This is a genomic window from Saccharothrix sp. CCNWYY140, assembly GCF_037401995.1.
Taxonomy (GTDB): domain Bacteria; phylum Actinomycetota; class Actinomycetes; order Mycobacteriales; family Pseudonocardiaceae; genus Actinosynnema.
On the sequence record NZ_JBBEGC010000010.1, the window covers coordinates 99,901 to 125,442 of the forward strand.

A 25,542-nucleotide genomic window follows, 5' to 3' on the forward strand; every position below is an offset into this window, starting at 1 on the left:
TCGCCGGGCCTACCGGAATGCGTCAGCGGACGATCTCGATCTCCCGCTCGTCGTACAAGGTCGACGGCTGGCCGGAGGTGTTCAGGTAGCCCCGAGCCCACGTGACGCCCTTGCGGAACGGCTCCTCGTAGGCGAGGGCGTCCAGCACGACGGTCTGGGCCTGGCCCGTGCAGGACTGGATGTTGGCTGAGTCGCCACCGCGCGCGATGGCGCCGCCGGAGCGCTGCACCAGCTCGATGCCGACGTACGCGTACTGACCCGGCGTGCACACGACCGTCACCGACACCTTGACGGCGGCTCCGCGCGCCTCCAGGGTCGCCGGCGATTCGACTCTGACCGCGCCCACCGAGGGCGACTGGGCGGCCACGTCCGCGCTGCCCGGCAGGACGGACGCGAGCACGGCCGCGCCGGCCACGGCCACCACGGCGGCGATCTTCGGGATGCTCTTCACACGATCTCCTTCTCTGGCGGATGAGGTGGAGCAGCCAGGCCGACGAACAGCCCGGCGGTCAGGAGGACGACGGGCAGGTGCCACAGGAAGTCGAACCCGCTGTGCACCACCAGCACCGCGACCGCGGCGACCGCTCCCGCCCACGGCCCGGTCGCCCGCCGCCGCACGGTGAGCACCACCGCGACCAGCACGCACGCCACCAGGCCGAGTCCGATCACGCCCAACTCGACGAGCACCTGCACGTACTCGTTGTGGACGTACCGCATGACGCGCGCATCCCCGTCCGCCCGCGTCCACACGAACAAGCCACGCCCCGGCCCGACTCCGATCACGGGGTGCGCGGCGACCAGGTCCCAGGCAGCGCCCAACGCACCCGCGCGGTCCGGCGAGGTCAACGACAGCCGCCCGGTCAGCAGCGACTCCAGGCGCGTGGCACCGAGCACCCCGGCCGCCAGCAGCCCCACCGCCAACACGGCGACCCGGACCTTCCCGCCCGCGCGCTCCAGCAGGTGGGCGCCGAACACACCCACCACGAGACCGGCCACCGCGAGCAGCACCTGTGCCGGGCGCGCGACCTGGAACGAGGGGGCCAACGCGGCCAACGCGACCAGCGCACCGACCAGCGGCGCGGCGACGTTCTTCACCACCACGCGCGGTCCGGCCGCGACACACGCCACGAGCAGCCCCACGACCAGCGCGAGCACCCCGGCCCGGCTGAGCGTCGCACCCAACCCGACCAGCAACAGGCACACGACCGAAGCGTGCTTACCGGTGACGACCGCGTACACGGCGACCGCGGCCAGCAGAGCGGCGGCGGCGTTGGGGTAGGTCAACGTCGAGGAGGCCCGCGCCAGCCCGTCGGCCACCACCGACCACGAGGGAATCCGCCACACCACGGCGACCCACCCGGTGACGGCGACCCCGACACCGATCCAGACCAGGACGTCCCCGCACAACTCCTGCCGCACCACGACGGCACCGGCGAGGAAGCACCCCACGGCGGCCACCGTCGGCAAGGCGGACCCGATGTCGCCGGCCATCCCACCCCGCACGAGCGCCCACAACGCCAACGCCCCACAAGCCGACACCAACGGCCCACGAAGGGGAGTGGTCCGAAGTGCCAGGACCAGGGCAAGACCAGCCAGAGCGCCGGACAGCACCCGTCCGGGCAGGTAGTAGCCGCCCTGGGCCACCACGGCCGCCGCGATGGCGCCGAGGAGCAGCAGGACGTGCGGCGGTAAGGCGACCTCGTCGCGGACAGCGACGCGCGCGCGAACACCCCCCATACAAGGCCCTCCCCAGCCTCGCCCCCGCCACCGGGGCAGCGGGTTGCGGGGATCGTAACCGCCAATCCGCCCGATCGGGATTCTTTGTGGACAACGGCAGGCGACGAAACGGCGGCACCTGCACCCCCTAACGTGTGCGCATGGCTTTCCGTGGTCTTCCTGGCACAGCAGAGCAATTGGCTGCGGCGGCGCGGACCTGCCCGGTGTTCGTCGCCGCTCGGACGCTCGCCGACTGGGTGGGAACCGGCCGGGACGTCACCACCCGGCTCGTCCTGAAACCCGCCGCCGCCGTCGAGGTGTGCGACCTGCTCGGCATCGAGCTGCCGTCGCGCAAGCCCCGCAGCGCCCTGGACATCCCGCCGCTCATGACGGTGTGGGCGGTGGCGGTCACCGCGGGGCTCATCGAGGTGGATCGCGGCCGTGTGCGACCCGGACCCGCCTTCGCGACCTGGGAGGAGCGGGCGGAGGACGTGCTGGAGGCCTGGACCCGGTGCGCCCAGGACGCCTTCGGCCTGGTGGACGAGATGGACGAGGACGACGTGGCCCACCTGGCCGTGCTGGCCACCCTCCACGAGAACGCGGACGCCGTCCCGCTCGACGACCTGAGCCGGTCCGTCGACGAGGTCTGCGGCCCCGATCTCTTCGCCACCGGCCGCGCGAGCGTCTCCGCGATCGCCCAGCGGCTGGCCGAGTTCGGCATCGTCGTCGCGGGGGAGGACGCCGTCGAGCCGACACCCCTCGGCCGCCACTTCACCGACGTGGTGTTCCGCCAGGGCGCGCCGGCCACCGACGTCGACGCCGAGGCGTTGATCGGCGCGGTGAGTGGTCTGCCGTCCAGGCTGGCGGTGCTGCTGTCCCGTCCGTGGCTGTCGTCCCGCGATCCCGAGGCAGCCGCCCGGGAACTGCTCGCCGTCGCCGCGCGTGCGTCCGGCGAGCGGCGGCTCACCGCCATCGTCCTGGTCGACGAGTGCGGTCCGGAGGCGGAACCCGCGTGGCGCGAGTGGGCGCGCGACGACGGCTTCGGCGCCTACGCCCGGAGCTGGTTGGCGGACGCGGCCGGTACCGAGCCGAGCGAGGACGACAAGGCGTGGCTGACGGTGGACACCGTGGTCACCGCGCTGGACGCGCTGCCGCCGGGGTTGCCCCCCGTGCTGGTGGCCGAGGCGGCGTGGGCGCAGATCGGCGGCGATCCGTCGTTGGTCGTGCCGCTGCTCGCGAAGTGCGGCCACCCGGACGCGCCCCGGCTGGTGGCACTGCTGGGCGACGCCCCGGTCGTGCGCATGGCCGCCCCGCCGCCACCGCGCCCCGATCGCGTCGGCGTCGGGTACGAGCTGGAAGTCCGCCTGCTGGAGGTGGCGAACCCGCCGGTCTGGCGGCGGCTGGAGGTCCCCGCCGGTCTCAGCCTGGGCGGGCTCCACGAGGTCGTCCAGGCTGCGATGGGCTGGGAGAACGCCCACCTGCACGAGTTCGCCCACCGCACGGGCCGCTACGGCGTGCCGGACGCCGACCTGGGGCACCAGGACGAATCGGCCGTGGCGGTGTCCCAGGTGCTCGCGGAGGTGGGGGACCGGATCGCCTACAGCTACGACTTCGGCGACGGCTGGGAGCACGACATCACGCTGAAGAAGATCGTCCCCGCCGGCGACCCGGTGTGCACCGCCGGCGAGGGCGCGTGCCCGCCGGAGGACTGCGGTGGCCCGTGGGGCTACGAGGACCTGAAGGCCACCCTCGCCGACCCGACCGCCGAAGGCCACGCCGACCTGCTCGACTGGCTGGGCCTGAGGTCGGGCGCGGACTTCGACCCGGCCCGGTTCTCCACCGAGGACGCCAACCGCGCGCTCAAGCGTCTGGCCTGACAACGCGAAAGGGGGCACCCGCCGTGGCGGGTGCCCCCTTTCGCGTGCTCGGTGCTCAGTCCTCGAAGTCGTCCTGGTCGTCGCGCGCCAGGTAGGTGGCCAGGCGTTCGACGGCCGTTTCGAACTCCGGGTTCGCGTCGACGAAGGCGCGCAGCCGGTCGGCCAGCCAGGCGAGGGTCACTTCTTCCTCGCCCCGCCGGCTCTCCAGCTCCTCGATGCCGCGATCGGTGAAGTACATCGCGGCCTACTCGAACGCCTTCGAGATCAGCTCGCGCTGCTCGACCTCGTGGACCTTCGACGAACCCGCCGACGGCGCGGCCATCGGGCGGCGGGACACGCGCTTGAGCGTGAACCGCGACGGCAGCAGCTCCGGCAGGGCCAGGCCCAGGAACGGCCACGCGCCCTGGTTGGCCGGCTCCTCCTGGACCCAGCGCAGGTCGGTCGCGTTCGGGTAGCGCTCCAGCGCCTCCGTCAGCTTCCGCGCGGGCACCGGGTAGAGCTGCTCCACGCGCACCACGGCCGTGTCGTTCAGGCCGCGCTTCTCCTGCTCCGCCAGCAGCTCGTAGTACACCTTGCCGCTGCACAGCAGGACGCGCTGCACGGCCTGCGGGTCGGCGGCGTGGGCGTCGTCGATGACCGAGTTGAAGCGGTCGTCGACGAAGTCCTCCACCGGGCTCGTCGCGGCCTTCAGGCGCAGCATCGACTTCGGGGTGAACACCACCAGCGGCCGGTTCACGCCGTCGAGGGCGTGGCGGCGCAGCAGGTGGAAGTAGTTCGCCGGGGTCGACGGCACCGCGATGGTCATCGAGCCCTCCGCGCACAGCTGGAGGAACCGCTCGATGCGGCCGGACGTGTGGTCCGGGCCCTGGCCCTCGTGGCCGTGCGGCAGCAGCAGCACGACGTCCGAGCGCTGGCCCCACTTCGCCTCACCGGACGAGATGAACTCGTCGATGATCGGCTGCGCGCCGTTGACGAAGTCGCCGAACTGCGCCTCCCACAGCACCAGCGCGTCCGGGTTGGCCACCGAGTAGCCGTACTCGAAGCCCAGCGCCGCGAACTCCGACAGCACCGAGTCGTAGACCATGAACTTGCCCTGGTCGTCGGCGAGGTGCTGCAACGGGGTGTACTCGTCGGACTTCTTGCGGTCCACCAGGGTGGCGTGCCGCTGCACGAACGTGCCGCGCCGCGAGTCCTGGCCCGCCAGGCGGACCGTGCGGCCCTCCAGCACCAGCGACCCGAACGCCAGCAGCTCGGCGAACGCCCAGTCGATGCCGCCCTCGCGGGCCATCTTCGCGCGCCGCTCCAGCACCGGCTTGACGCGCGGGTGCGGGGTGAAGCCCTCGGGCAGGTCCACGTGCGCGTCGGCGATCTTCTCGATCGTCTCGCGCGGGATGCCGGTCGGCAGCTTGTTCGGGACCTGCTGCTCGGCCTCCACCGACGGGGACGCCTTGATCGGGTGCTTCTCCAGCTCGCGCACCTCGTTGAAGACGTGCTCCAGCTGCGAGGAGAAGTCCTGGAGGGCCTTCTCGGCCTCCTCCACGGAGATGTCGCCGCGGCCGATCAGCGACTCGGTGTAGATCTTGCGCACCGAGCGCTTGGTGTCGATCACGTCGTACATCGCCGGCTGCGTCATCGAGGGGTCGTCGCCCTCGTTGTGGCCGCGGCGGCGGTAGCAGACCATGTCGATCACGACGTCCTTGTTGAACGCCTGCCGGTAGTCCACCGCCAGCTTCGCGACCCAGTAGCACGCCTCCGGGTCGTCGCCGTTCACGTGGAACACCGGCGCGCCGATCATCTTCGCCACGTCGGTCGAGTACTTCGACGAGCGCGAGTGCTCGGGCGCGGTGGTGAAGCCGACCTGGTTGTTCACCACGACGTGCACGGTGCCGCCGGTGCGGTAGCCGCGCACCAGGGCGAGGTTCAGGGTCTCGGCCACGACGCCCTGGCCGGCGAACGCGGCGTCGCCGTGCAGCGCGACCGGCAGCACGGTGAAGCCCTCGCCGCCCTTGTCCAGCATGTCCTGCTTGGCCCGGACGATGCCCTCCAGCACCGGGTCCACGGCCTCCAGGTGCGACGGGTTCGCGGTCAGCGACACCTTGGTCTCGCCGTCGCCGAACATCCGGAAGTACTTGCCCTCGGCGCCCAGGTGGTACTTCACGTCGCCGGAGCCGTGCGCCTGGCCCGGGTCGAGGTTGCCCTCGAACTCGCGGAAGATCTGCGAGATCGGCTTGCCCACGATGTTGGCCAGGACGTTGAGCCGGCCGCGGTGCGGCATGCCGATGACGACCTCGTCCAGCTCGTGCTCGGCGGCCTTGTCCAGGACGGCGTCCAGCAGCGGGATGACCGTCTCGCCGCCTTCCAGCGAGAACCGCTTCTGGCCGACGTACTTGGTCTGGAGGAACGTCTCGAACGCCTCGGCCGCGTTGAGCTTGGAGAGGATGTACTTCTGCACGGTGGCCGGCGGCTTCTCGTGCGGGACCTCGACGCGCTCCTGGATCCAGAGGCGCTCCTCCGGGTCCAGGATGTGCATGTACTCGACGCCGACCGTGCGGCAGTACGAGTTGCGCAGCACGCCCAGGATGTCGCGCAGCTTCATCCGCTCCTGGCCCGCGAACCCGCCGACCGGGAACTCCCGGTCCAGGTCCCACAGGGTCAGGCCGTGCGACAGGACGTCGAGGTCCTGGTGGCTGCGCTGGCGGTAGTTCAGCGGGTCCGTGTCGGCCATCAGGTGGCCGCGGGTGCGGAACGCGTCGATCAGCTCGATGACGCGGGCGGTCTTGTCGACCGCGCCCTCGGGGATGTCGGCGACCCAGCGGATCGGCTCGTAGGGCAGCCGCAGCGACGTGAAGACGTCGTCGTAGAAGCCGTCCTCGCCCAGCAGCAGCTGGTGGATGCGCTTGAGGAACTCGCCGGACTCGGCGCCCTGGATGATGCGGTGGTCGTAGGTGGAGGTCAGCGTGATGATCTTGCTGACGCCCATCTCGACCAGGGCCTGCTCGCTGGTGCCCTGGAAGTGGGCGGGGTACTCCATCGCGCCGACGCCGATGATCGCGCCCTGACCGGCCGTCAGGCGCGGCACCGAGTGGTTGGTGCCGATCGTGCCCGGGTTGGTCAGCGAGATCGTGGTGCCGGAGAAGTCCTCGGTGGTCAGCGAGCCGGACCGGGCCTTGCGGATGAGGTCCTCGTAGGCCTGCCAGAACTGCGTGAACGTCATGTTCTCGCAGCCCTTGATGGAGGCGACCACCAGCGAGCGGGAGCCGTCCTTGCCGGGCAGGTCGATCGCGAGACCGAAGTTGACGTGCTCGGGCGTGACCACGAACGGCTTGCCGTCGACCTCGGCGTAGTGCCGGTTCATGTTCGGGTACGCCTGGAGCGCCCGCACCACCGCGTAGCCGATCAGGTGGGTGAAGGAGACCTTCCCACCGCGGGTCCGCTTGAGGTGGTTGTTGATCACGATGCGGTTGTCGGCCAGCAGCTTCGCGGGCACGGCGCGCACACTCGTCGCGGTCGGGACGGTGAGCGACAGCTCCATGTTCTTCGCGATGGCCGCCGCCGCGCCGCGCAGCTGCTTCTGCTCCGCGCCGGCCGTGGGCTGCACCGGCGTGGCCTTGGCGGCCTGCGCGGGCGCCGGCTTCGCGGGAGCGGCCTGCTGCGGCTTGGCCGCGGGCTTCGCGGGCTGCGGCTTGGTCGCGGTGGCCGTGGGGGCCGCCGTGCCGTTGTCGGTGGCCGTGGTGGTGGTCGTGGACGCCGCCGCCGTGGCCGCGCCGTTGCCCGACCGCTGCGTCGACTTGTAGTCGGCGAAGAAGTCGTGCCAGGCCGGGTCTACGGACGACGGGTCGGCGAGGAACTGCTCGTACATCTCCTCGACCAGCCACTCATTGGGGCCGAACTGTGAAGCAGGACTGCTGCTGGACACGGCTGGCGCTCGCCTCTATCCATCTCGCTCTTGGTAATGACTCACTCATGGTCAGGCTAGTCCCCCGTCTGGTGCAGTTCATACACAGGAGGGGCCGGGCAAGGAGTGCTCGATCACAGGATCGATCCGGAGGTGGGTCACGTTATGGGTGCTTGAGCTGTTCTTGATGTATCAGCCCTGGTCCTGCTCGGGTCCGGGTGAGACCCGAAAGCTCCCGACGAGGATGCCCCACCCGGCCGGCACTTCGGGCCGCGGAGTGTCGAGCGCCACGAGTTCCCAGGACCGGCCACCGCCGGTCGGCCAGAGGTGACCGCCCAGGTACGACGATCCCGGAGATCGGGCGAACCCCTTGTGGCGCAGCTCCGCGATCGCGCCCTCCAGGTCCACCTGTTTGCACTCGTCCTGGATGTGGGTCTTGCCGTGGAACCGCGCCCCGCGGAACGTGCCGGTCCGGACCACGCAGCCGGTGAGCCCGAAGTCGAGCAACGTCGCGCCGCTGAGGTCCAGGTCGAACTCGCCGGGCCAGTGCAGCGGGTTGGGGGCCGGGATGGAATACCAGGGGCCGACGGTCGGTCGGAGTCGGGCGGTGGCGATGCGCTGGGCGGTCAGCCGGACCTCGCGTTCCTGGGTGCGCTCCCGGTGGCCGTCGTCGGTCGGGTCGGTGGGCGGGTCGTAGGGCATGCGGAGGTAGGCGCACAGCAGGTCGAGGACGGTGCGGCGGTGGGACGGGTTGCCGTCGCCGAGGCGGGCCAGGGTGTGCAGGGCGGCCAGGCGGACCGGGGCCTTGTCGGAGCCGAGCTGTTCGGCGGCCTGGGCGTACAGGTCGGTGACCCGGCGTTCGGCGGCGTCCTCGATGGTGTGCTGGTGCTCCCATCGGCGCTGGTCGAGCTCCAGTTCCTGGGTGCGCTGGCGGCGTGCGGCCAGGTAGAGCGCGAACAGCCCGCCGCCGCCCACGGCGATGCCGGAGGCGACCTTCACGGCGTCCAGGCGGGCGGTGGCGAGGTCCTTGCCGGTGAGGTTCTGATCGCCTACCCACCACCACAGCGCCAGCAGGACCGCGGTCGTGGCGAGGGCGACCAGGGTGGCGACGACGGGGACGGTCCAGCGGGGTAAGGCGCGCTTGTCGGCCATGCCGGTGATGTCGGCTGGGGGCCTCTCCGTGCTACGGCAGCCCGCTGAGCTGCTTGTTCAACGAAATGGTTGACAACGCTGGCGGGCGGTCGTACGGTTTGTTCAACCGAAAGGTTGAGTAAGGAGACGGCAGTGGAGGATCGGCTTTCGCGGGTGTTCGCGGCGCTGGCGGACCCCATCCGGCGGGACATGGTCGCCCGGCTCGCGGTGGCGGACGCGACGGTGAACGAGTTGGCCGAGCCCTACGCCGTGACCGTGCAGGCGGTGTCCAAGCACCTCAAGGTGCTGGAGGACGCCGGACTGGTCAGTCGGAGTCGACAGGCCCAGCGGAGGCCGGTGCACCTGGAAGCGGAGGTGTTCGACCTGATGACCAAGTGGATCGAGCGCTACCGGCGAGAGGCCGAGCAGCGGTACCAGCGGCTCGACGCCGTGCTCGCCGAGATGGCCGACGAACAGCAGACCCAGACCCTGGAGGAAGACGCGTCATGAGCACCACCACGCACCACGAGACCACCATCGTGGCCAACCCCGACCTGCCGACGATCGAGCTCGTCCGCGAGTTCGACGCGCCGCCCGCGGCGGTGTTCCGGGCACACGTCGAGCCCGAGCTGGTCAAGAAGTGGCTGGGCCCGCGCCGGCTGGAGATGGAGATCGACACCTGGGACGCCCGCACCGGCGGCGAGTACCGCTACGTGCACCGCGACGAGCAGGGTGAGTACCGGTTCTACGGTTCGTTCCACGAGGTCCGGCCGGGCGAGCGGATCGTGCAGACGTTCACCTGGGAGGGCTACCCGGACGGCGTCAGCCTGGACACCATGACCTTCGAGGACCTCGGGAACGGCCGCACCCGCCTGCGCGGCGTGAGCGTCTTCGACTCCAAGGAGGGCCGCGACATGGCCCTGTCCAGCGGCATGGAGGTCGGCATCAACGAGGGCTACGAGCGCCTGGACGAACTCCTGTCCACCGAGAAGTGACCACCCCCAACCCGCCCGGAGTGCCACACGGCATCCCGGGCGCGTTGGCGTGCGGTGACAGGACGCGCGAACTCACCCAGCACGCCGGGCCGCGCTGGGCTGAGGTGGGCCGGGCTAGGTCGGGCTGGGCTGAGGTGGGCCGCGCCGGGCAGGGCTGGGCCGGGCCGGGCTGGGCTGCGCCGGGCTGGGCCGGGCTGGGCTGGGCCGGGCTGGGCTGCGCCGGGCTGGGCTGCGCCGGGCTGGGCTGCGCCGGGCTGGGCTGCGCCGGGCCGGGCTGCGCCGGGCCGGGCTGCGCCGGGCCGGGCCGGGCCGGGCTGGGCTGGGCTGGGCTGGGTCGGGCTGGGCCGGGGTGCGCTGGGCCGGGGTGCGCTGGGCTAGGCCGGGCTGAGCGGCGCTGCGGCTGCGCTGGGCTGGGTTGGGGGCGCGCTGGGTTGGGCTGGGGGTGCTGCGCTGGGGCGGGGTGGGCTGGGGCGGGGAGTTAGCGGGTTGGGGTGGGTTGGGGGGTGGTTGTGCTGTGGGACCACAGGCGGGCGTAGGGGCCGTTGGCTGCTAGTAGTTCCTCGTGGGTGCCCTGTTCTGCGATGCGGCCCTCGGAGAGCACGACGATTCGGTCTGCCCTGGCCGCTGTGGCCAGGCGGTGGGCCACGACGAAGGTTGTTCGGGAACCCGCAAGGTGGTCGCCGGCGGCCAGGACCGCCGACTCCGTTGATGGGTCCAGTGCGGCCGTTGCCTCGTCGAGCAGGAGCAGGGACGGCTGGACCAGTTCGGCTCGGGCCAAGGCGATGAGTTGGCGTTGGCCGGCTGACAGGTTCTGGCCACGTTCGCCCACCTGCTGGTGGAACGCCGACGGCAGGGCGGCCACGGTTGGCAGGGCGCCGACCGAGCGCACGGCTCGCTCCACCTCCGCGCGCGACGCCTCGGGCCGGCCGTAGGCCACGTTCTCGGCCACGTCGCCGCCGAACAGGTGTGCCTCCTGCGGCACCACGCCCAGGTGTCGCCGGAACTGGCCCAGGTCGTAGGAGCGGAGGTCCACGCCGTCCACCAGCACCTGGCCCTCGGTCACGTCGTAGAACCGCGCCACCAGCTTGACCAGCGTGGACTTGCCCGCGCCCGTCTCGCCCACCAGGGCCACGGTCTCGCCGGGGGACACGTGCAGGGACACCCGGTCCAGCGCGGGCCGGGACGTGCCGGGGTAGGTGAACGTGACGTCCCGCAGTTCCACCTCGCCGTGCAGCACCGGCACCGGAACCGGCGAAGGGGCGGGCGGCACGCTGGTCGGGGTGCGCAGCAGGTCGCCGATCCGGCTCAGGCCCACGCGGGCCTGCTGGTAGCCGTCGAACACGCCCGACAGCTGGTACAGCGGCGCGAAGAACAAGCCCAGGTACAGCACGAACGCCAGCAGCACGCCCGGCGACAGCGTCCCCTCGGCCACCCGGTACGCCCCCACCACCAGGATCGCCGCCTGCGCCACCCCCGACAGCAGCGCCAGGAACGGGAAGTAGGTCGCGATGTACCGCTGCGCCCGGATGCGGGACCGCCGGTAGGCGTCGCTGCGCTCCGCGAACGCCTCCGCCGACCGCGCCTCCCGCGTGTACGCCTGCGACACCCGCAACCCGGACACGTTCTCCTGGAGGTCGGCGTTCACCGCGCTGATCCGCTCCCGCGCCTGCGCGTACGCCCGGGACGACAGCCGCTGGAAGATCACCGTGGCCACGGTCAGGATCGGCAGCACGGCCAGCGCCACCAGTGCCAGCGACGGGTCGGTCACCACCAGCGCCACCGCGATGCCCACCACGGTCAGCACGCTGATCACGAACGTGGTCAGCCCGGTCTGGAGGAAGCTCGACAGCGCGTCGACGTCCGTGGTCATCCTGGTCATGATCCGGCCGGCCATCTCGCGCTCGTAGTAGTCCAGCCCCAGCCGTTGGAGGTGCGCGTAGCTGCGCACCCGCAGCAGGTACAGCAGCCGCTCGCCGACCCGGGACGTGACCACCGCGCCCGCCGCCGACGACAGCCACCCCAGCCCGACCAGGACCAGCCCGATCCCGGCCGCGAGCCACAGCCGCCCGGCGTCCTGCCCGAGCACGCCCTGGTCCACGCCCAGCCGGACCAGGTTGGGCAGCAGGATCGCCAGCGCCGAGTCGACCGTCAGCAGCCCGCCCACGCCGAGCATCGCCCACCGCACCGGCCGCAGCAGGGTCCGCAGCCGGAACCCGGGATCGGGGGCGCGTGGGTCCTCGCCGTGCAGCTCCGGTGTCTCCGTGGCGGGCGGCAGCGCGTGCACCCGTTCCATCAGCTCCGGTGTCGGCGGTGTGCCGCCGAGCAGCGCCGACGTGCTCCGGCCACCGCGCGTCCCCTTGGGGACAGCCGCCCCGGAGGTCCGGTTCACCGCTCGCACGACCAGCTCGTCCTCGTCCTCCTCCGACGACGGCCACAGCTCCGGTGTCACGCCGTCCGGACCGGGCTCGAGCGCCGCGTCCGCCCGCGGGTCGACCTGCTCGATCGCCTCCCCGGGACCGGCCAGCAGCTCCCGGTACAGCGCGCACCGCTCGTGCAGCTCGGCGTGCGTGCCCACGTCGACCACCCCGCCGGCGTCCAGCACCGCGATCCGGTCGGCCAGCGCCAGCGACGACCGCCGGTGCGCGATCACGATCGTCGTCCGCGAGGCCGTGACCTGCGCCAACGTGTGGTGGATCGCCGCCTCCGTAGCCGCGTCCACCGCCGAGGTCGCGTCGTCGAGCACCAACACCCGCGGATCGGACAGCAACGCCCGCGCCAGCGCCACGCGCTGCCGCTGCCCGCCGGACAGCGTCAGGCCGCGCTCGCCCACCACAGTGTCGTACCCGTTCGGCAGCGCCGAGATGAACTCGTGCGCCTCGGCCGCCCGCGCCGCCGCCTCGACCTGCTCGTCGGACGCGTCCGGCAGCCCGTAGGCGATGTTGGCCCGCACGGTGTCGGAGAACAGGAACGCCTCCTCGAACACCACCCCGACCGCCCGCCGCAGCGACTCCAGCCGCACCTGCCGGACGTCGACCCCACCGACCCGGATCGCGCCCTCGTGCACGTCGTAGAACCGGGGCAGCAGCAGCGACACCGTCGACTTGCCCGACCCCGCCGTGCCCACCACGGCCAGCGTCTCGCCCGGCGCGACCTTCAGCGACACCTCGGACAGCACCGGCTCGCTGCGCGTGTACCCGAACGTCACCTCGTCCAGCTCCACCGACACCGGCCCGTCCGGCACCTCGGCGGACCCGTCCACCACGTCCGGCTGCGAGTCGATCAGCTCGTACACCCGCTCCACGCCCGCGCGGGCCAGCTGGGCGGTCACCATCAGGCTGGACAGCAGCCGGGTCGGCCCGACCAGGTTGGCCACGTAGGTCGCGAACGCCAGGAACGTGCCCAACGACACGTCGCCGCGCAGCGCCAGCCACCCGCCCAGCGCCAGCACCGCCACCTGCCCGACGAACGGCAGCGCCGTCAGCGTCGCGGTCGGCTTGGACGTGAGCCGCGCGGCCCGCATCCGCTCCGCGAACAGCACCCCGGCCCGTTCCTCCAGCCGGGCGACCTCGCGCTCCTCCTGCCCGAAGCCCTTCACCACCCGCACGCCGGTGACGGTCTCCTCGACGTGCTGCGCCACGTCCGCCGCCCGCTGCTGCGCCGACCACGTGGCCGGGAACAGCGTGAGCCGGCTGCGCCCCGCGACCAGCGCGACCGCCGGCACCACCACCAGCGCGATCACCGTGAGCAGCGGCGACAGCCAGAACATCGCCACCAGCGCCGCCACCGCGAACACGACCGTGCCGAACGCCAGCGGTGTCATCGACAGCAGGCTGTTGACCAGCTGGAGGTCGGTGATCGACCGGGACACCACCTGCCCGGTGCGCAACGCGTCCTGCTTCGGCCCGTCCAGCCGCTGCACGGCGTGGAACACCGCCTGCCGCAGGTCGTGCTGCACGTCCACGGCCAGCCGCCCGCCCAGGAACCGCCGCACGAACGCCGTGCCGAACGTGAGCAGCTCCAGGCCGACCAGGAGCGCGGCCAACCAGCCCAGGCGGGCCGTCTGGCCGGCCATCGCGTCGTCCACCGCGACCTTGATCAGCAGCGGGCCGACCGCCTGGAGACCCACCCCGACGACGGCGGCCAGCACCGACCACACCACGAGCGCCCGGTGTTTCCAGCAGGCGGTGGCGAGGCGTCTGATCCAGCCCTGGGTCTCGTTCACGAAACCAACACTAGGTCGGACCACGCGAGGCCGCGTCGGCCTGTCGCGCCGCGTTTCCCGCCGATCACGTTCTTCGATCGGCGGGAAACGCGGCGCGATGGGCCGACTTTCAGGCGGCCGAGCCGACCCGACGGAGTCGGGTCAATTCAACACAGCCATAAGCCCGATCAAGATCACTGGATCAGGTGATGTCCTTGCGCTGCGTAGCCGCCCAGCCGCCGAGGAAGAAGATCGCCGTCCACGCGAGGAAGATCAACCCGCTCAGCCACCAGTCGAACGCGCCCAGCGCGCCCGCGAACGCCCGCATCACGTCCACCAGGTCCTCGGGCACCACGCCGGCCGTCGACAGGAACAGCGACGACGCCACCGAGCCGGTCAGGCCGTTGACCGCGCCGTTGGGCAGGAAGCCGATCACCTCCGGCACGCCCTGGATGCTCAGTACCAGCTGGATGCCGTTCTCGATGACCAGCATGTACAGCAGCAGCACCACCGTCGTGCCGACCACGCTGGTCAGCAGCGCGCCGACGCCCACGCCGAACATCGTCATCAGGATCGACGACAGCACGCCCACCCCGGCCAGTGCGAGCCACCCGCCCGCGTCCGGCAGCGTGTTCGCGTCCGAGGTGAGCGCGATGCCGATGCTCACCGACGCCACGATCGCGACGCCGTAGATGGCGCCCCACAGGACGTAGACCACCAGCTTGGCGCTCAGCGCCGACACCCGGTTGGGCGAGGTCAGGAACGTCGTGGTGATCGTCTTGCGGTTGATCTCGTTCGCGATCGCCAGCCCGCCGAAGATCATCGGGAAGATGGTGGCCACGTTGATGCTCCGGGCCATCCCGAACAGCGACACCTTCCACTGCGACGGGTCGATGCCGATGATCTCGGTCAACTGCTCCGCGTCGGAGGAGTTGATGGTGTCCATGAGGCCCTTGCCGATGAGCCCCGTGGCCAGCGCCCAGCCCAGGGCGATCAGCACGGTCGGGATCATCAGGCCCCACCACAGGCCCGTGGTGGTCGTCTTGCGGAACTCCGACTTGATCAGGTTGCCCAGCATCACGCACCGCCCCCGAGTCCGCCCTGCCCCTGGCCCTGCTGGTAGGGGTTCTGCTGCTGGTACGGGTTCGGTTGCTGCGGGTAGCCCGGCGGGGGTGTCGGCGGTTGCTGGTAGCCCGGCGGGAGCTGGGGTTGCTGCTGGTAGCCCTGCGGCTGCTGCTCGTAACCCTGCTGCTGGTAGCCCTGCGGCGGGGTCTGGTAGCCCTGCGGCGGCGCGTAGTAGCCGCTGCCCTGCGGTCCCGCGTACTGGTTGGGGCCGGAGGCCGCGTACTGGCCGTTGGTCAGCCGGAAGAACAGCTGCTCCAGGTCGGCCTTCTCCTCCTGGATGCCGTAGATCGACACGCCCGCCTTCAGCGCGAGGTCGGCGACCTGCTTGCTCTCCACGCCGGTCACCGCGATCCGGCCGTCCGGCAGCTGCTCCAGGGTCGTCACGCCGTCCGCGTGCAACGCCGCGACCAGCGCGCCCGTGTCCGACGGCTGGACCAGCACGCGGCTCTGCTGCGAGTCGCGCAGGTTGGCCAGCGGCCCGTAGTACATGGTCTGGCCGCGGGAGATGATCACCACCTGGTCGACGGTCTGCTCGACCTCGGCCAGCAGGTGGCTGGAGATCAGGACGGTCCGCCCGCTGCGCGCGAAGGACTGGAGGAACGACCGCAGCCACGCGATGCCCTCCGGGTCCAGGCCGTTCGCGGGCTCGTCGAGCACCAGCACCTGCGGGTCGCCGAGCAGCGCGGTGGCCAGCGCCAGCCGCTGCTTCATGCCCAGCGAGAAGCCGCCCGCCTTGCGGTCGGCCGCCTGCCCGAGCCCGACCAGGCCCAGGACCTGGTCGGCGCGCTGGTCCGGCACGCCGATCGCCGACGCGTACACCCGCAGGTGGTTGCGGGCGGTGCGCTTGGGGTGGAAGCCCTGCGCCTCCAGCACCGCGCCCACGACCCGCGCGGGGTTGCCGAGCTGGTGGAACGGCCGGCCGTTGATCAGGCCGTGGCCCGCGGTCGGCGTCACCAGGCCGAGCAACATCCGCAGCGTCGTCGTCTTGCCCGCGCCGTTCGGTCCGAGGAAGCCGGTCACGGACCCCGGTTCCACCGTGAAGCTGAGATTCTGCACCGCTGCGACCGGACCGAACTGCTTGGTCAAGCCCTGCACCACGATGCGGCCACTGCCGTCGTGCACGCGTCCCTCCTGGATAGCGCCTGTGCGCGCCATCCTGCCTTAGGAAGGTCAATCCGGGAGCGCATGTCGTGGTTTCGACACCACGACCGGGATCTCGGTGGTCGGTTCGCTGTCCAGGCGGCCGGTGTCGTGCCGGAAGGGATTGCGCAGCGGACGCCGGCGCTCGCGGTGCGGCAGACCCTCCCCGATCAGGTGCTGGTGGGCCATCGCCCACACCTGGCAGGGCCACTTCCGGTGCCGCAGCACACCCGGGCAGGCGCGGCAGCGGCCGTCGGGATCGGGCTGGTGCACGGTCAGCAGCAGGCGCCAGCAGTCGGCCAGCCGGTTGATCTCGGCGCGCGCGAGCGGCACCAGCGCCTCGGCGGCGCCCCGTTCGACGACCTCGTCCAACTGGGCCAACCGGCGCAGCACCGCGGCGCGCAGTGTCTCGTCCACCTCGTTCACATCCTGTCGGCGGCCTGGTCCAGCAGGCGGTGCAGCCTGCGGGTCTGGGTGACCGAGAGCACAGCCGACTCGCCCGGCGGCGCGACCAGCAAGACCCGGTCGTCCTCGACCAGCACGGTCATCGAGCGGTCCCGCCCGAAGGGGTCGTGGCAGTCGATCCAGCCCTGTGGTTCAGCCATGTGCGCTCCGATCGGAGGTGTGGCGTGGCGGTGGCGGGGTTCTGCTCTGACCATCGGCCGACCGGGCGTCGTGACTTACCTGTTACCCGCGGAATTCACTCGATCGCTTGAGGGAGGACACAGAACGTGTCCTGTTGGGTCAAGAATTGTGCGCAGATGGCTGGGGTGGCTGGGCACGGGCTGCCGGCGCCCGCTAAGATTGGCTTGCGCGACCCGCTCCCAGTGACCCCCAGGCTGGTTGAGCGGGTCGCGTTTTTAGCGCTCACATGCGAGAAGGGGCGCCCACCCGGTGGTGGACGCCCCTCCTTCGTGGAAGCCGCTCAGACCTCGAACGGCGTGTAAGCCAGGTCGTGTGCTGCGGCGACCGGCTCGTTGGTGAGCTGGCCGTCGTGCACGTTCAGGCCCAGGGCCAGGGACTTGTCCGCCCGCAGGGCCGCCTGCCAACCCTTGTCGGCCAGCGCCACGGCGTAGGGCAGGGTCACGTTGGTCAGCGCGTACGTCGAGGTCCGCGGCACCGCGCCCGGCATGTTCGCCACGCAGTAGAACACCGACTCGTGCACCTGGTAGGTCGGGTCGGCGTGGGTGGTGGGCCGCGAGTCGGCGAAGCAGCCGCCCTGGTCGATCGCGATGTCCACCAGCACCGAACCCGGCTTCATCTGCGCCACCAGGTCGTTGGACACCAGCTTCGGGGCCTTCGCACCCGGCACCAGCACCGCGCCGATGACCAGGTCGGCCTCGCGCACGGCCTGCTCCACCGAGTACCGGTTGGACGTGACGGTGCGCAGCTGCCCCCGGTAGAGGGCGTCGATGTGCCGCAGCCGGTCCACGTTGGTGTCGAGGATCTCCACGTCCGCGCCCATGCCCACCGCGATGGTCGCCGCGTTCAGACCGGCCACGCCGCCGCCGATGACGACCACGCGCGCCGGGTGCACGCCGGGCACGCCACCGGGCAGCACGCCCCGGCCGCCGGACGGCTTCATCAGCGAGAACGCGCCCACCTGCGGCGCCAGCCGGCCCGCCACCTCCGACATCGGCGCGAGCAGCGGCAGCGCGCCGTTGGCGGTCTGCACGGTCTCGTACGCGATCGCGGTCGTGCCGGACGCGATCAGCGCCTCGGTCAACGGCCGGTCGGCGGCCAGGTGCAGGTAGGTGAACAGGGTCTGGCCCCGGCGCAGCAGCGGGTACTCCCGCGCGATCGGCTCCTTGACCTTGAGCACCAGGTCGCCCTCGGCCCACACGTCCTCGGCGGTGGCCAGGACCTTCGCGCCGGCCGCGAGGTACTCCTCGTCGGTGATGGCGGACCCGAGGCCCGCACCCGCCTCGACGAACACGTCGTGGCCGCGCAGGGTGAGCTCGTGGGCGCCGGCGGGGGTCAGCGCGACGCGGTACTCGTGGTTCTTGATCTCGCGGGGTACTGAGATCCGCACGGTGGGCTCCTCACAGGCGTTGTTACGCCCAAGGTCCGGTACTCCGGATCCACTGTCATCGTGCTGGCAGCACCAACCGGCAGGGGTCCGATTGTGTCGAGCGCACAACTCTGGACGCGCGTTGACACCGCGGTGACGGGGACTTAGCGTGCTCGGCGACCGCCCAACTGAACATCGGCCGGGGTGCCCGCACGACGGGCACCGGAACCCGAGCGGGAGAGTCCCCGGCACGTCCGGGGCGCCGAAGGAGCAAGTACCCCGCACACTCTCAGGCAACGAGAACCGCTCGGGCGAGGCGACTCTGGAAAGCGTGCTTCACGGCGCGCACCCACGGTGCAAGCCGCAGCGACGCGGCGAAGCTCTCAGGTCCCAGGACAGAGTGGGGATCTGACCCGACCGTGGCCTCAGGAGCGCTGAAGATGACCTTTCCGGAGAACCTGCTCTACACCGCCGAGCACGAGTGGGTGGACTGGGCGCCGGGTACCCAGGACCCCGTGGCGATCGGCATCACCTCCTACGCGGCGGAGTCACTCGGTGACATCGTGTTCGTGCAGCTGCCGACCGTCGGCGAGCACGTGAAGTCCGGCGAGGTGTGCGGCGAGCTGGAGTCCACCAAGTCCGTGAGCGACCTGTACGCGCCGGTCAGCGGCGAGGTGGTGGAGGTCAACGAGGCCGCCGCCGACGACCCGTCGCTGATCAACAACGACCCGTACGGCGCCGGCTGGCTGTTCAAGGTGCGCGTCGAGGACGCGACGGGCCTGCTGACCGCCGGCAAGTACGCGGAACTGACCGGGGACTGACCCGCCGTGGCGATCAGCGTCTTCGACCTGTTCTCCGTCGGCATCGGGCCGTCCAGCTCCCACACGGTCGGCCCGATGCGCGCGGCCACGATGTTCGTCGCGCGCCTGGGGCACCGGCTGACGTCCGTGGACCGGGTGCACGCCCAGCTGTTCGGCTCGCTGGGCGCGACCGGTCACGGTCACGGCAGCCCCAAGGCCGTGCTGCTGGGGTTGGAGGGCCACAAGCCCGAGGAGGTCGACCCGGTCGAGGCCGAGGGGCGGGTGGCGGCGATCCGCGCCACGAAGCGGCTGCTGCTCGGCGGGGTCCGGGACATCGCGTTCGACGAGGACACCGACCTGGTGATGCACCGGCGCAAGTCCCTGCCGCTGCACCCCAACGGGATGAGCTTCACGGCGTACTCGGGCGGCGAGGTGCTGGACGAGGCCGTGTACTACTCGGTCGGCGGCGGTTTCGTCGTCGACGAGAACGCCTCAGGCACCGACCGCATCAAGGCCGACGAGACGGAGCTGGCCCACCCGTTCAAGACCGGTGACGAGCTGCTGGCGCGGACCCGGGAGACCGGCCTGTCCATCTCCGAGGTCATGCTGGCCAACGAGCTGTCGTGGCGCACGGAGGCGGAGGTCCGTTCGGGCCTGCTGCACATCTGGGGCGTCATGCAGGAGTGCGTCGAGCGGGGCTGCACGGAGACCGGTGTGCTGCCGGGCGGCCTGAAGGTCCGGCGGCGGGCGGCGGAGATGCGGCAGCGCATGGCCGCCGAGCACTACGCCACCGACCCGTTGCGGGTGATGGACTGGGTGACCCTGTTCGCCCTGGCGGTGAACGAGGAGAACGCGGCCGGCGGCCGGGTGGTGACCGCGCCGACCAACGGCGCGGCCGGCATCGTCCCGGCGGTCCTGCACTACTACACCCGGTTCGTGCCCGGCGCGTCCGACGACGGCGTGGTGCGGTTCTTGTTGACGGCGGGCGCGGTGGGCGTGCTGTTCAAGGAGAACGCGTCCATCTCGGGCGCGGAGGTCGGCTGCCAGGGCGAGGTCGGCTCGGCGTGCTCGATGGCGGCGGGCGGCCTGGCCGAGGTGCTGGGCGGGACGCCGGAGCAGGTGGAGAACGCGGCCGAGATCGCGATGGAGCACAACCTGGGCCTGACCTGCGACCCGATCGGCGGCCTGGTGCAGATCCCGTGCATCGAGCGCAACGCGCTGGCGTCGATCAAGGCCATCACCGCGGCCCGGATGGCGCTGCGGGGTGACGGATCGCACTTCGTGTCGTTGGACAAGGTCATCAAGACCATGCGGGAGACCGGCAAGGACATGAAGGTCAAGTACAAGGAGACCGCGCGCGGCGGTCTGGCGGTGAACGTCATCGAGTGCTGACATCCGGGCCCCGACCAGTGACGGGCTCCACCTCGGTAACGCGGGTGGAGCCCGTTCGCGCGTCTGTCCGGCCAACTCCCGTGATTCGCCTGAACGGACACACGACCACCCGCCGGGATTCGGCCGGCACCTGCGCGTCGCCGGACCGAGTGTGCCGTAATAGCTGACCACGTCAGGCTTGCTCGGGCTCCTGTTGTCGGCCTATGGCGTGGTGCCGTCACGGCGTTCGACCGAACGACCAGTGGCGTGCTCGGCGGACGCTTGACGCCTCCGCCACCCCGGGCTCGTGCGGCCCGGGGTGGCGGTTCAGCGTCGGTTCGGGATCTGGAAGACGCCGACGCCCTCCAGCAGGCCGCCTATCTCGTGGGCGGCCTCCAGCGGGGACAGGCGGGCGTAGCCGGCCAGGTCCCAGAACTCCGGGTTCTGGCCCGGTGCGCCCACCGAACGCTCGGCGTCCGGGCGCTCGATGCCCAGGGCCACGCACACCGCCACCGCCACCTCGCGCGGGTCGGCGAAGAGGGCCAGTTCGGCGAAGACCCGGCCCGGCGACGCGCCCAGGGCGAAGCGGCGCCGGGCTGCCGAGATCAGGGACTCCATGCCCTCCACTGTGCCACGCCAGGTCGCCACCAGCAGGTCACGAGCACAGCACGTCCACGAAGACGGTCCTGTCCTGGTTCAGGTTCGAGATCCGCACCGACACCGTCCCCGGGCCGCTGAGGTGCTGGTTCTGCACGTCCACGCGTTCCACATGGCAGCCCGGCTGGTGGTCGACGGTGATCCTGTGGACGCCCGTCTCCACGGCCTCCACGTGCGCCTCGTGGAACACGTACAGGTCGGGCGCGTAGTACGACCACTTGGTGTTCGACGCGCCGTTGGTGTCGGTCCACGTGATCTTCTTGCCGTCCAGCGGGCCGACGGTGTCCCAGCGGTTGAAGCGGGTGTCGATCTCGACGATGACCTTGTCGCCGACCTTGAAGTTGTCGGTCTTGCTGTGCGCGGGGATGAAGCCGTGGCGGTTGCCGCCCGTGCTGCCGCAGTCCACGACGGCGAGGCCGTTGGCGACGCCGAACTGCGCGCAGCCGAGCAGGAAGTCCTCGACCGTGGTGACCCAGACCTTGTACACGCCGCCGTTGTTGGGGGTGTCCAGGTACGGGAACAGCTGCACGGTGGTGGCGTCGTGGTCGACGTCGGTGCCGGTCACGTGCTCGCAGGTGGTGTCGACGACGCCGGTGATGACACCCCCGGACACGGTGAACTGCCGGCACGCGGCCGGGTCGGTGGACAGCAGCACCTTGCCGCTGGGGTCGGTCACCTGGAAGACGTAGGTGCCGTCGTCGAGGCCGGCGGCGTCCTGCGGCGCGCCCGGTCCGGGGCCGCCGTCGAGGTAGACGTCCTGCTTGGTGGGGAAGTGGTTGAAGTTGACCTCGCTGCCGTCCGGCAGGGTCGTGAAGATGGCCCCGGAGGGGGCGTGGGCGTGTGCGGTACCCACCGGTACGAGGAGTGCGGCGGCTAGGGCGGCGACCGCCCCGGCCGCTCGTGCGAGTGGTCTCATGTCCGGTCTCCCGACGAGTGCGGAGGGCCGGAAGGCGTGTCCGCGACGTCGGGGAGCCTTCCGGCTACCGGTCACCCCTACGCGACCGGCCCCGACGCCGCGGCAGCCGACGATACGCTCGGTGACGAGGAGCGCATAGGGGGCGAAAGGCCCGAACCGGGCAGCGGGGACGACGCTGCGGTGAGGGCGGAACCGTGCGGTGATCAGGGCAGAACGGCCTCGATGGCCTTGACCACGTCGTCGTCCTCGGGCTCGGTGCGCGGGCGGAACCGGGCCACGACGTCGCCCTCGGGGGAGATCAGGAACTTCTCGAAGTTCCACTGAACGTCACCGGCGGCGCCGTCGGCGTCGGCGTGCGAGGTCAGCTCCGCGTACAGCGGGTGCCGGCCGGGGCCGTTGACCTCGATCTTCTCGAACAGGGGGAAGGTCACGCCGTAGGTGGTCGAGCAGAAGGTCGAGATCTCCTCGGCCGTGCCCGGCTCCTGCCCGGCGAACTGGTTGCACGGGAACCCGACCACCGAGAACCCGGCCTCGCCGAAGCGCTGCTGGAGTCGCTCCAACCCGGTGTACTGCGGCGTGAGACCGCACTTCGACGCCACGTTGACCACCAGCAAAGCCTTGCCCCGCAACGATCCCAGGCTGCTCGGCTCGCCGGCGAGGGTGTTCACGGCGATGTCGTGGATGCTCATGCCTCCACCCTACGGGGGCGGAAAACGGTGACCACGACTCGTAGGCCGAGTAGCACGCTGATGACCAGCAGGTTGTAGCCGAAGACCTGGTACAGCGTGATGTCCGGGCCGACCTGCGGGCCACCGTCGACACCCAAGAGCAGCACCGCCATCAACCCGGCGGTCGCGCCGAGCACGGTGAGCATCACCTGGTGCAGCAGGGAAGTCACGAACTGGCGGTCCCGGTCGTCCGCGAACAGCCGCATGTTGAGCCCGAGTCGGCCCTGTTCCAGCGCGCTGGAGATGCGTTCCGCCCGCCGGGGCAGGCGCTTGAGCAGCGGGAGCATGGACGCCAGTTCCGCGGACACCGTGGTGCGCAACGACTCCGGCGTCAGGCGTTCGCTGAACTGCTTGTCCGCGAACGCCCTCGACTCGACCACGATGTTGAACCCCGGCGACAGCGCGCCCAGCGTGCCCTCGACGGTGGCCAGCGCCCGGAACACCGCGGCGATCTCCGGCGGGATGCTCAGCCCGTACCGGTAGACCAGCTTGAACAGGTCCCCGAACATCTCCACGTCCGGTCGCATCCCGGCGCTCAGGTGCCGGGCCATGAACTGCCCGAGCGCGCGTTCCAGCTGCTGCTCGTCGATCTCGTCGGGCCGGGCCACCAGTTCCAGCAGCGCGTCCCGCAGACCGGCGGGGTCGCCGTGGTCGATGGCGAGCAGCATCTTGCCCAGCGCGGACCGCAGTTGGGCGTCGATGCGGCCCACGGAACCGAAGTCGAGCAAGCCCAGGCGGCCGTCGCGCAGCAGCATGATGTTGCCGGGGTGCGGGTCGGCGTGGAAGACGCCGTTGAGCATCACCTGGCGCAGCAACACGTCCAGCAGCGACCGGGCCAGTCCGTCGCGGTCGACCGAGCCCAGCGGGGCCGACCGCAGCGGCACGCCGTCGAGCCGGTCCATCACCAGGACCCTCGCCGTGCACAGGTCCTCGTGCGCGCGCGGAAGGACCACGCCGTCCTCCCCGGACGCCGCCCGCACCGCCACCAGGTTGCGCGCCTCGACCCGGAAGTCCAGTTCCTCGCGCAGCGCGGCGGAGAACCCGGCGGCCAGGTCGCGCACGCCGATCGCGCGACCCCACCGGGTCCGGCCGTGCAGCGTGGCCGCGAGCCGGTTCACGATGTCCAGGTCGCCCTCCGCGACCCACCGCACCCCGGGCCGCTGCACCTTCACCACGACCTCCTCGCCGGACTTCAACCGCGCCCGGTGCACCTGCGCCACGGAGGCCGCCGCGATGGGCGTCTGGTCGAACTCGGCGAACACGTCCTCGGGCGCCCCGATCTCGGCCACCAGCACCTCCCGCACCGCGGGCCACGGCGCGGCGGGAACCTTGTCCTGCAACAGGGTCAGCTCGTCGACCACGTCCGCCGGCAGCAGGTCCGGCCGCGTCGACAGCACCTGGCCGAGCTTCACGAACGTCACCCCGGCCTCCTCCAGCGCCAGCCGCAACGACCGCGCGACCCGCGTGTCGGTGCGCTCCCGCCCGCGCAGGTAGGGGCCGAGGCCGTGGCGGAACGCGATCGCGGTGATGCGCGAGTACCGGCGGGCGCGCACGATCCGGGCACGGGCGGCCCGCCACCACTCGGTCGGCGGCGGGATCGAGCCGGTGGGCACGACGATCTCGGCGAAGGTCAGCAGCGCGATCATCATCAGCAGCGCGATGCCGAACTGGACGCTGCTCAACGCGCTCGTCGCCTCCTCGGGCGTGTCGGCCAGCGCGCCCGAGGTGATCGAGAGGCCGATCATGCACGCGAAGGTCGTGCGGATGAGGCCCACGCGGAGGCCGAGGATGCGTCGGGCGGCCAGCGCCATGCCCAGCACCAGCGCCAGGAACGTCAGCGGCACGCCGACGGTGTAGAGCAGGAAGTCGTCCATCAGTCCCCCCGAGCGGTTCTCGTCGGAGGATAGATCGGGGTACCTGAGACCCTGGGGCGTCGCGGGGGCTGAGGATTTGTGCGGCGAGCCGGAATTGTCTGGGCTGAAGCCGTTAAGTGTGCCCAATTCATGAATGTGAAGATTGTTGACGAATGTGACCGGAGTCTCTACCGTCATTTCACGGAAGGTTTTCGAAACCTTCAGACCCCCGCTGGGGGTCCACGACTTCGGCGGCGGTGTCGTGGGCCTCCAGCGGGTCCCATCAGCGGAAACGCGCTAGCCAGTCCAGAGCGGACGGCATGTGGCGCAACACGGAGATGTGCCCGTCGTCGGGGAAGAGGCGCAATTCGGCGCGGCACTGCCCGGACATCCACGTCGAGTGCGCCGCGGGTACCACGCGGTCCCGGTTTCCGTGTAGGAACAGCGCGGGGACGGTCAGCGTGGCCGGGTCGAAACCCCACGGGGAGACGTAGGCGAGGTCGTCGTCCACCAAGCCGCCGGGGCCGTCGGCCAGGGCCGGGCCGACCACCTGGCCGAACCACGACCAGTCACCGTTCAACGCCTCGACGTCGGCCTCGGTGAACTCGGGGTCGTACTCGACACCGGACGCCTCGTAGGCCTCCTTCTCCGCCCGCCCGGCCGCCGCCGCGCGCAACGACTCCACGCCGGACGCCGCCATGCCGGCGAACCAGTCCAGCCCGGCCGCGCCGAACGGGGCCATGCCGGCGGAGGCGACCACGGCGGACACCCGGTGCGGCAGCAGCACGGCGCAGGCCAGGGCGTGCGGGGCGCCGCCGGAGTGGCCGACCACGGCGAAGCGGTCCAGGCCGAGGGCGTCGGCGACAGCCTGCACGTCCCGGGCGGCGGAGGCCAGGTCCCGGCCCGGCACGCGGGTGGAACCGCCGTAACCGGGCCGGTCGTAGGACACCCAGCGCAGGCCCAGTCGGGCGGCGTCGGCGAACAGGGGTTCGGGCGGCGCGCCGGTGTTGGGGGTGCCGTGGTGCCAGAACACCGGGAAACCGGTGGTTCCCGTGTCGTGGGCGCGGAGTGTCCGGCCGTCCAGGGTCACGGTGAGCTCGGCTGCCACGTGGCCGAGCCTAGCGCT

Annotated in this window: 21 protein-coding genes and 1 riboswitch; of the genes, 5 read left to right on the forward strand and 16 right to left on the reverse strand. The window is 71.4% G+C overall.

Annotated features, from left to right (window positions below):
• Positions 1 to 22 precede the first annotated feature (22 nt).
• Together WBN91_RS08610 and WBN91_RS08615 are read right to left on the reverse strand one after the other, a co-directional pair.
• On the reverse strand, positions 23 to 451 hold the full coding sequence (locus WBN91_RS08610) for a hypothetical protein (RefSeq protein WP_337726409.1): 429 nt from the start codon (positions 449 to 451) through the stop codon (positions 23 to 25).
• On the reverse strand, positions 448 to 1,737 hold the full coding sequence (locus WBN91_RS08615) for an O-antigen ligase family protein (RefSeq protein WP_337726410.1): 1,290 nt from the start codon (positions 1,735 to 1,737) through the stop codon (positions 448 to 450). The genes WBN91_RS08610 and WBN91_RS08615 overlap by 4 nt, the downstream gene beginning before the upstream one ends.
• A 140-nt stretch (positions 1,738 to 1,877) precedes the next feature.
• On the opposite strand from WBN91_RS08615, the gene WBN91_RS08620 reads away from it, so the two are divergent.
• Complete coding sequence (locus WBN91_RS08620; protein ID WP_337726411.1) at positions 1,878 to 3,593, forward strand: plasmid pRiA4b ORF-3 family protein; 1,716 nt, start codon at positions 1,878 to 1,880, stop codon at positions 3,591 to 3,593.
• Between the two features lie 55 nt (positions 3,594 to 3,648).
• Here the strand turns inward: WBN91_RS08620 and WBN91_RS08625 are convergent, their stop codons facing one another.
• The 3 genes from WBN91_RS08625 to WBN91_RS08635 form a co-directional block, all read right to left on the reverse strand.
• On the reverse strand, positions 3,649 to 3,831 hold the full coding sequence (locus tag WBN91_RS08625; protein ID WP_121225573.1) for a DUF6104 family protein: 183 nt from the start codon (positions 3,829 to 3,831) through the stop codon (positions 3,649 to 3,651).
• A 6-nt stretch (positions 3,832 to 3,837) separates the two neighbouring features.
• Positions 3,838 to 7,509: a multifunctional oxoglutarate decarboxylase/oxoglutarate dehydrogenase thiamine pyrophosphate-binding subunit/dihydrolipoyllysine-residue succinyltransferase subunit gene (locus WBN91_RS08630; protein WP_337726413.1), complete on the reverse strand. Its 3,672-nt coding sequence runs from the start codon at positions 7,507 to 7,509 to the stop codon at positions 3,838 to 3,840.
• A 171-nt stretch (positions 7,510 to 7,680) separates the two neighbouring features.
• The gene (locus WBN91_RS08635) at positions 7,681 to 8,640 is read right to left on the reverse strand and encodes a pentapeptide repeat-containing protein (protein ID WP_337726414.1); all 960 of its coding nucleotides are present in this window, start codon (positions 8,638 to 8,640) and stop codon (positions 7,681 to 7,683) included.
• Positions 8,641 to 8,772: 132 nt separating this feature from the next.
• Between WBN91_RS08635 and WBN91_RS08640 the strand changes: the two genes are divergently transcribed.
• Positions 8,773 to 9,129, forward strand: a complete 357-nt coding sequence (locus WBN91_RS08640) for an ArsR/SmtB family transcription factor (RefSeq protein ID WP_337726416.1) — start codon at positions 8,773 to 8,775, stop codon at positions 9,127 to 9,129.
• On the forward strand, positions 9,126 to 9,614 hold the full coding sequence (locus tag WBN91_RS08645; RefSeq protein ID WP_337726417.1) for an SRPBCC family protein: 489 nt from the start codon (positions 9,126 to 9,128) through the stop codon (positions 9,612 to 9,614). The genes WBN91_RS08640 and WBN91_RS08645 overlap by 4 nt, the downstream gene beginning before the upstream one ends.
• A 478-nt stretch (positions 9,615 to 10,092) precedes the next feature.
• On the opposite strand, the gene WBN91_RS08650 is transcribed toward WBN91_RS08645, so the two are convergent.
• The 6 genes from WBN91_RS08650 to ald all read right to left on the reverse strand — a co-directional run bounded on the left by WBN91_RS08650 (position 10,093) and on the right by ald (position 18,112).
• On the reverse strand, positions 10,093 to 13,836 hold the full coding sequence (locus WBN91_RS08650) for an ABC transporter ATP-binding protein (RefSeq protein ID WP_337726418.1): 3,744 nt from the start codon (positions 13,834 to 13,836) through the stop codon (positions 10,093 to 10,095).
• Between the two features lie 181 nt (positions 13,837 to 14,017).
• Complete coding sequence (locus WBN91_RS08655) at positions 14,018 to 14,893, reverse strand: hypothetical protein (protein ID WP_337727612.1); 876 nt, start codon at positions 14,891 to 14,893, stop codon at positions 14,018 to 14,020.
• Positions 14,893 to 16,062, reverse strand: coding sequence for an ABC transporter ATP-binding protein (locus WBN91_RS08660; RefSeq protein ID WP_337727613.1), 1,170 nt, complete (start codon positions 16,060 to 16,062; stop codon positions 14,893 to 14,895). The genes WBN91_RS08655 and WBN91_RS08660 overlap by 1 nt, the downstream gene beginning before the upstream one ends.
• Positions 16,063 to 16,110: 48 nt before the next feature.
• Entirely contained in the window at positions 16,111 to 16,497 is a 387-nt protein-coding gene (locus WBN91_RS08665) for a hypothetical protein (RefSeq protein WP_337727614.1), read from the reverse strand.
• A gap of 5 nt (positions 16,498 to 16,502) precedes the next feature.
• Positions 16,503 to 16,685, reverse strand: a complete 183-nt coding sequence (locus WBN91_RS08670; RefSeq protein WP_121225589.1) for a hypothetical protein — start codon at positions 16,683 to 16,685, stop codon at positions 16,503 to 16,505.
• 320 nt (positions 16,686 to 17,005) lie between these two features.
• The gene (ald, locus tag WBN91_RS08675) at positions 17,006 to 18,112 is read right to left on the reverse strand and encodes an alanine dehydrogenase (protein WP_337727615.1); all 1,107 of its coding nucleotides are present in this window, start codon (positions 18,110 to 18,112) and stop codon (positions 17,006 to 17,008) included.
• A gap of 203 nt (positions 18,113 to 18,315) precedes the next feature.
• Positions 18,316 to 18,407, forward strand: a riboswitch (glycine riboswitch).
• Positions 18,408 to 18,531: 124 nt separating this feature from the next.
• On the opposite strand from ald, the gene gcvH reads away from it, so the two are divergent.
• Both gcvH and WBN91_RS08685 read left to right on the forward strand, forming a co-directional pair.
• Positions 18,532 to 18,912: a glycine cleavage system protein GcvH gene (gene gcvH, locus WBN91_RS08680; protein ID WP_337727616.1), complete on the forward strand. Its 381-nt coding sequence runs from the start codon at positions 18,532 to 18,534 to the stop codon at positions 18,910 to 18,912.
• A 6-nt stretch (positions 18,913 to 18,918) separates the two neighbouring features.
• On the forward strand, positions 18,919 to 20,283 hold the full coding sequence (locus tag WBN91_RS08685; protein ID WP_337727617.1) for an L-serine ammonia-lyase: 1,365 nt from the start codon (positions 18,919 to 18,921) through the stop codon (positions 20,281 to 20,283).
• Positions 20,284 to 20,589: 306 nt separating this feature from the next.
• On the opposite strand, the gene WBN91_RS08690 is transcribed toward WBN91_RS08685, so the two are convergent.
• The 5 genes from WBN91_RS08690 to WBN91_RS08710 form a co-directional block, all read right to left on the reverse strand.
• Positions 20,590 to 20,880 (reverse strand): hypothetical protein, encoded by a 291-nt coding sequence (locus WBN91_RS08690; protein WP_337727618.1) that lies wholly within the window; start codon positions 20,878 to 20,880, stop codon positions 20,590 to 20,592.
• Between the two features lie 37 nt (positions 20,881 to 20,917).
• Entirely contained in the window at positions 20,918 to 21,835 is a 918-nt protein-coding gene (locus WBN91_RS08695; protein ID WP_337727619.1) for a hypothetical protein, read from the reverse strand.
• Positions 21,836 to 22,038: 203 nt separating this feature from the next.
• Positions 22,039 to 22,524: a glutathione peroxidase gene (locus WBN91_RS08700; RefSeq protein WP_337727620.1), complete on the reverse strand. Its 486-nt coding sequence runs from the start codon at positions 22,522 to 22,524 to the stop codon at positions 22,039 to 22,041.
• Positions 22,521 to 24,437, reverse strand: a complete 1,917-nt coding sequence (locus WBN91_RS08705; RefSeq protein WP_337727621.1) for an ABC1 kinase family protein — start codon at positions 24,435 to 24,437, stop codon at positions 22,521 to 22,523. Before WBN91_RS08705 ends, WBN91_RS08700 begins: the two co-directional genes overlap by 4 nt.
• 262 nt (positions 24,438 to 24,699) lie before the next feature.
• Positions 24,700 to 25,524 carry an alpha/beta fold hydrolase gene (locus WBN91_RS08710; protein ID WP_337727622.1) on the reverse strand — a complete coding sequence of 275 codons (825 nt, stop codon included), beginning with the start codon at positions 25,522 to 25,524 and terminating at the stop codon, positions 24,700 to 24,702.
• Positions 25,525 to 25,542: the final 18 nt, after the last annotated feature.

Coding starts and splice junctions, on each gene's coding strand:
- WBN91_RS08620 (WP_337726411.1), top strand. CDS start 1,878: ATGGCTTTCCGTGGTCTTCCTGGCACAGCAGAGCAATTGGCTGCGGCG.
- WBN91_RS08645 (WP_337726417.1), top strand. CDS start 9,126: ATGAGCACCACCACGCACCACGAGACCACCATCGTGGCCAACCCCGAC.
- WBN91_RS08625 (WP_121225573.1), bottom strand. CDS start 3,831: ATGTACTTCACCGATCGCGGCATCGAGGAGCTGGAGAGCCGGCGGGGC.
- WBN91_RS08670 (WP_121225589.1), bottom strand. CDS start 16,685: ATGGCTGAACCACAGGGCTGGATCGACTGCCACGACCCCTTCGGGCGG.
- WBN91_RS08705 (WP_337727621.1), bottom strand. CDS start 24,437: ATGGACGACTTCCTGCTCTACACCGTCGGCGTGCCGCTGACGTTCCTG.
- WBN91_RS08615 (WP_337726410.1), bottom strand. CDS start 1,737: ATGGGGGGTGTTCGCGCGCGCGTCGCTGTCCGCGACGAGGTCGCCTTA.
- WBN91_RS08695 (WP_337727619.1), bottom strand. CDS start 21,835: ATGAGACCACTCGCACGAGCGGCCGGGGCGGTCGCCGCCCTAGCCGCC.
- WBN91_RS08690 (WP_337727618.1), bottom strand. CDS start 20,880: ATGGAGTCCCTGATCTCGGCAGCCCGGCGCCGCTTCGCCCTGGGCGCG.
- gcvH (WP_337727616.1), top strand. CDS start 18,532: ATGACCTTTCCGGAGAACCTGCTCTACACCGCCGAGCACGAGTGGGTG.
- WBN91_RS08635 (WP_337726414.1), bottom strand. CDS start 8,640: ATGGCCGACAAGCGCGCCTTACCCCGCTGGACCGTCCCCGTCGTCGCC.
- WBN91_RS08700 (WP_337727620.1), bottom strand. CDS start 22,524: ATGAGCATCCACGACATCGCCGTGAACACCCTCGCCGGCGAGCCGAGC.
- WBN91_RS08655 (WP_337727612.1), bottom strand. CDS start 14,893: ATGCTGGGCAACCTGATCAAGTCGGAGTTCCGCAAGACGACCACCACG.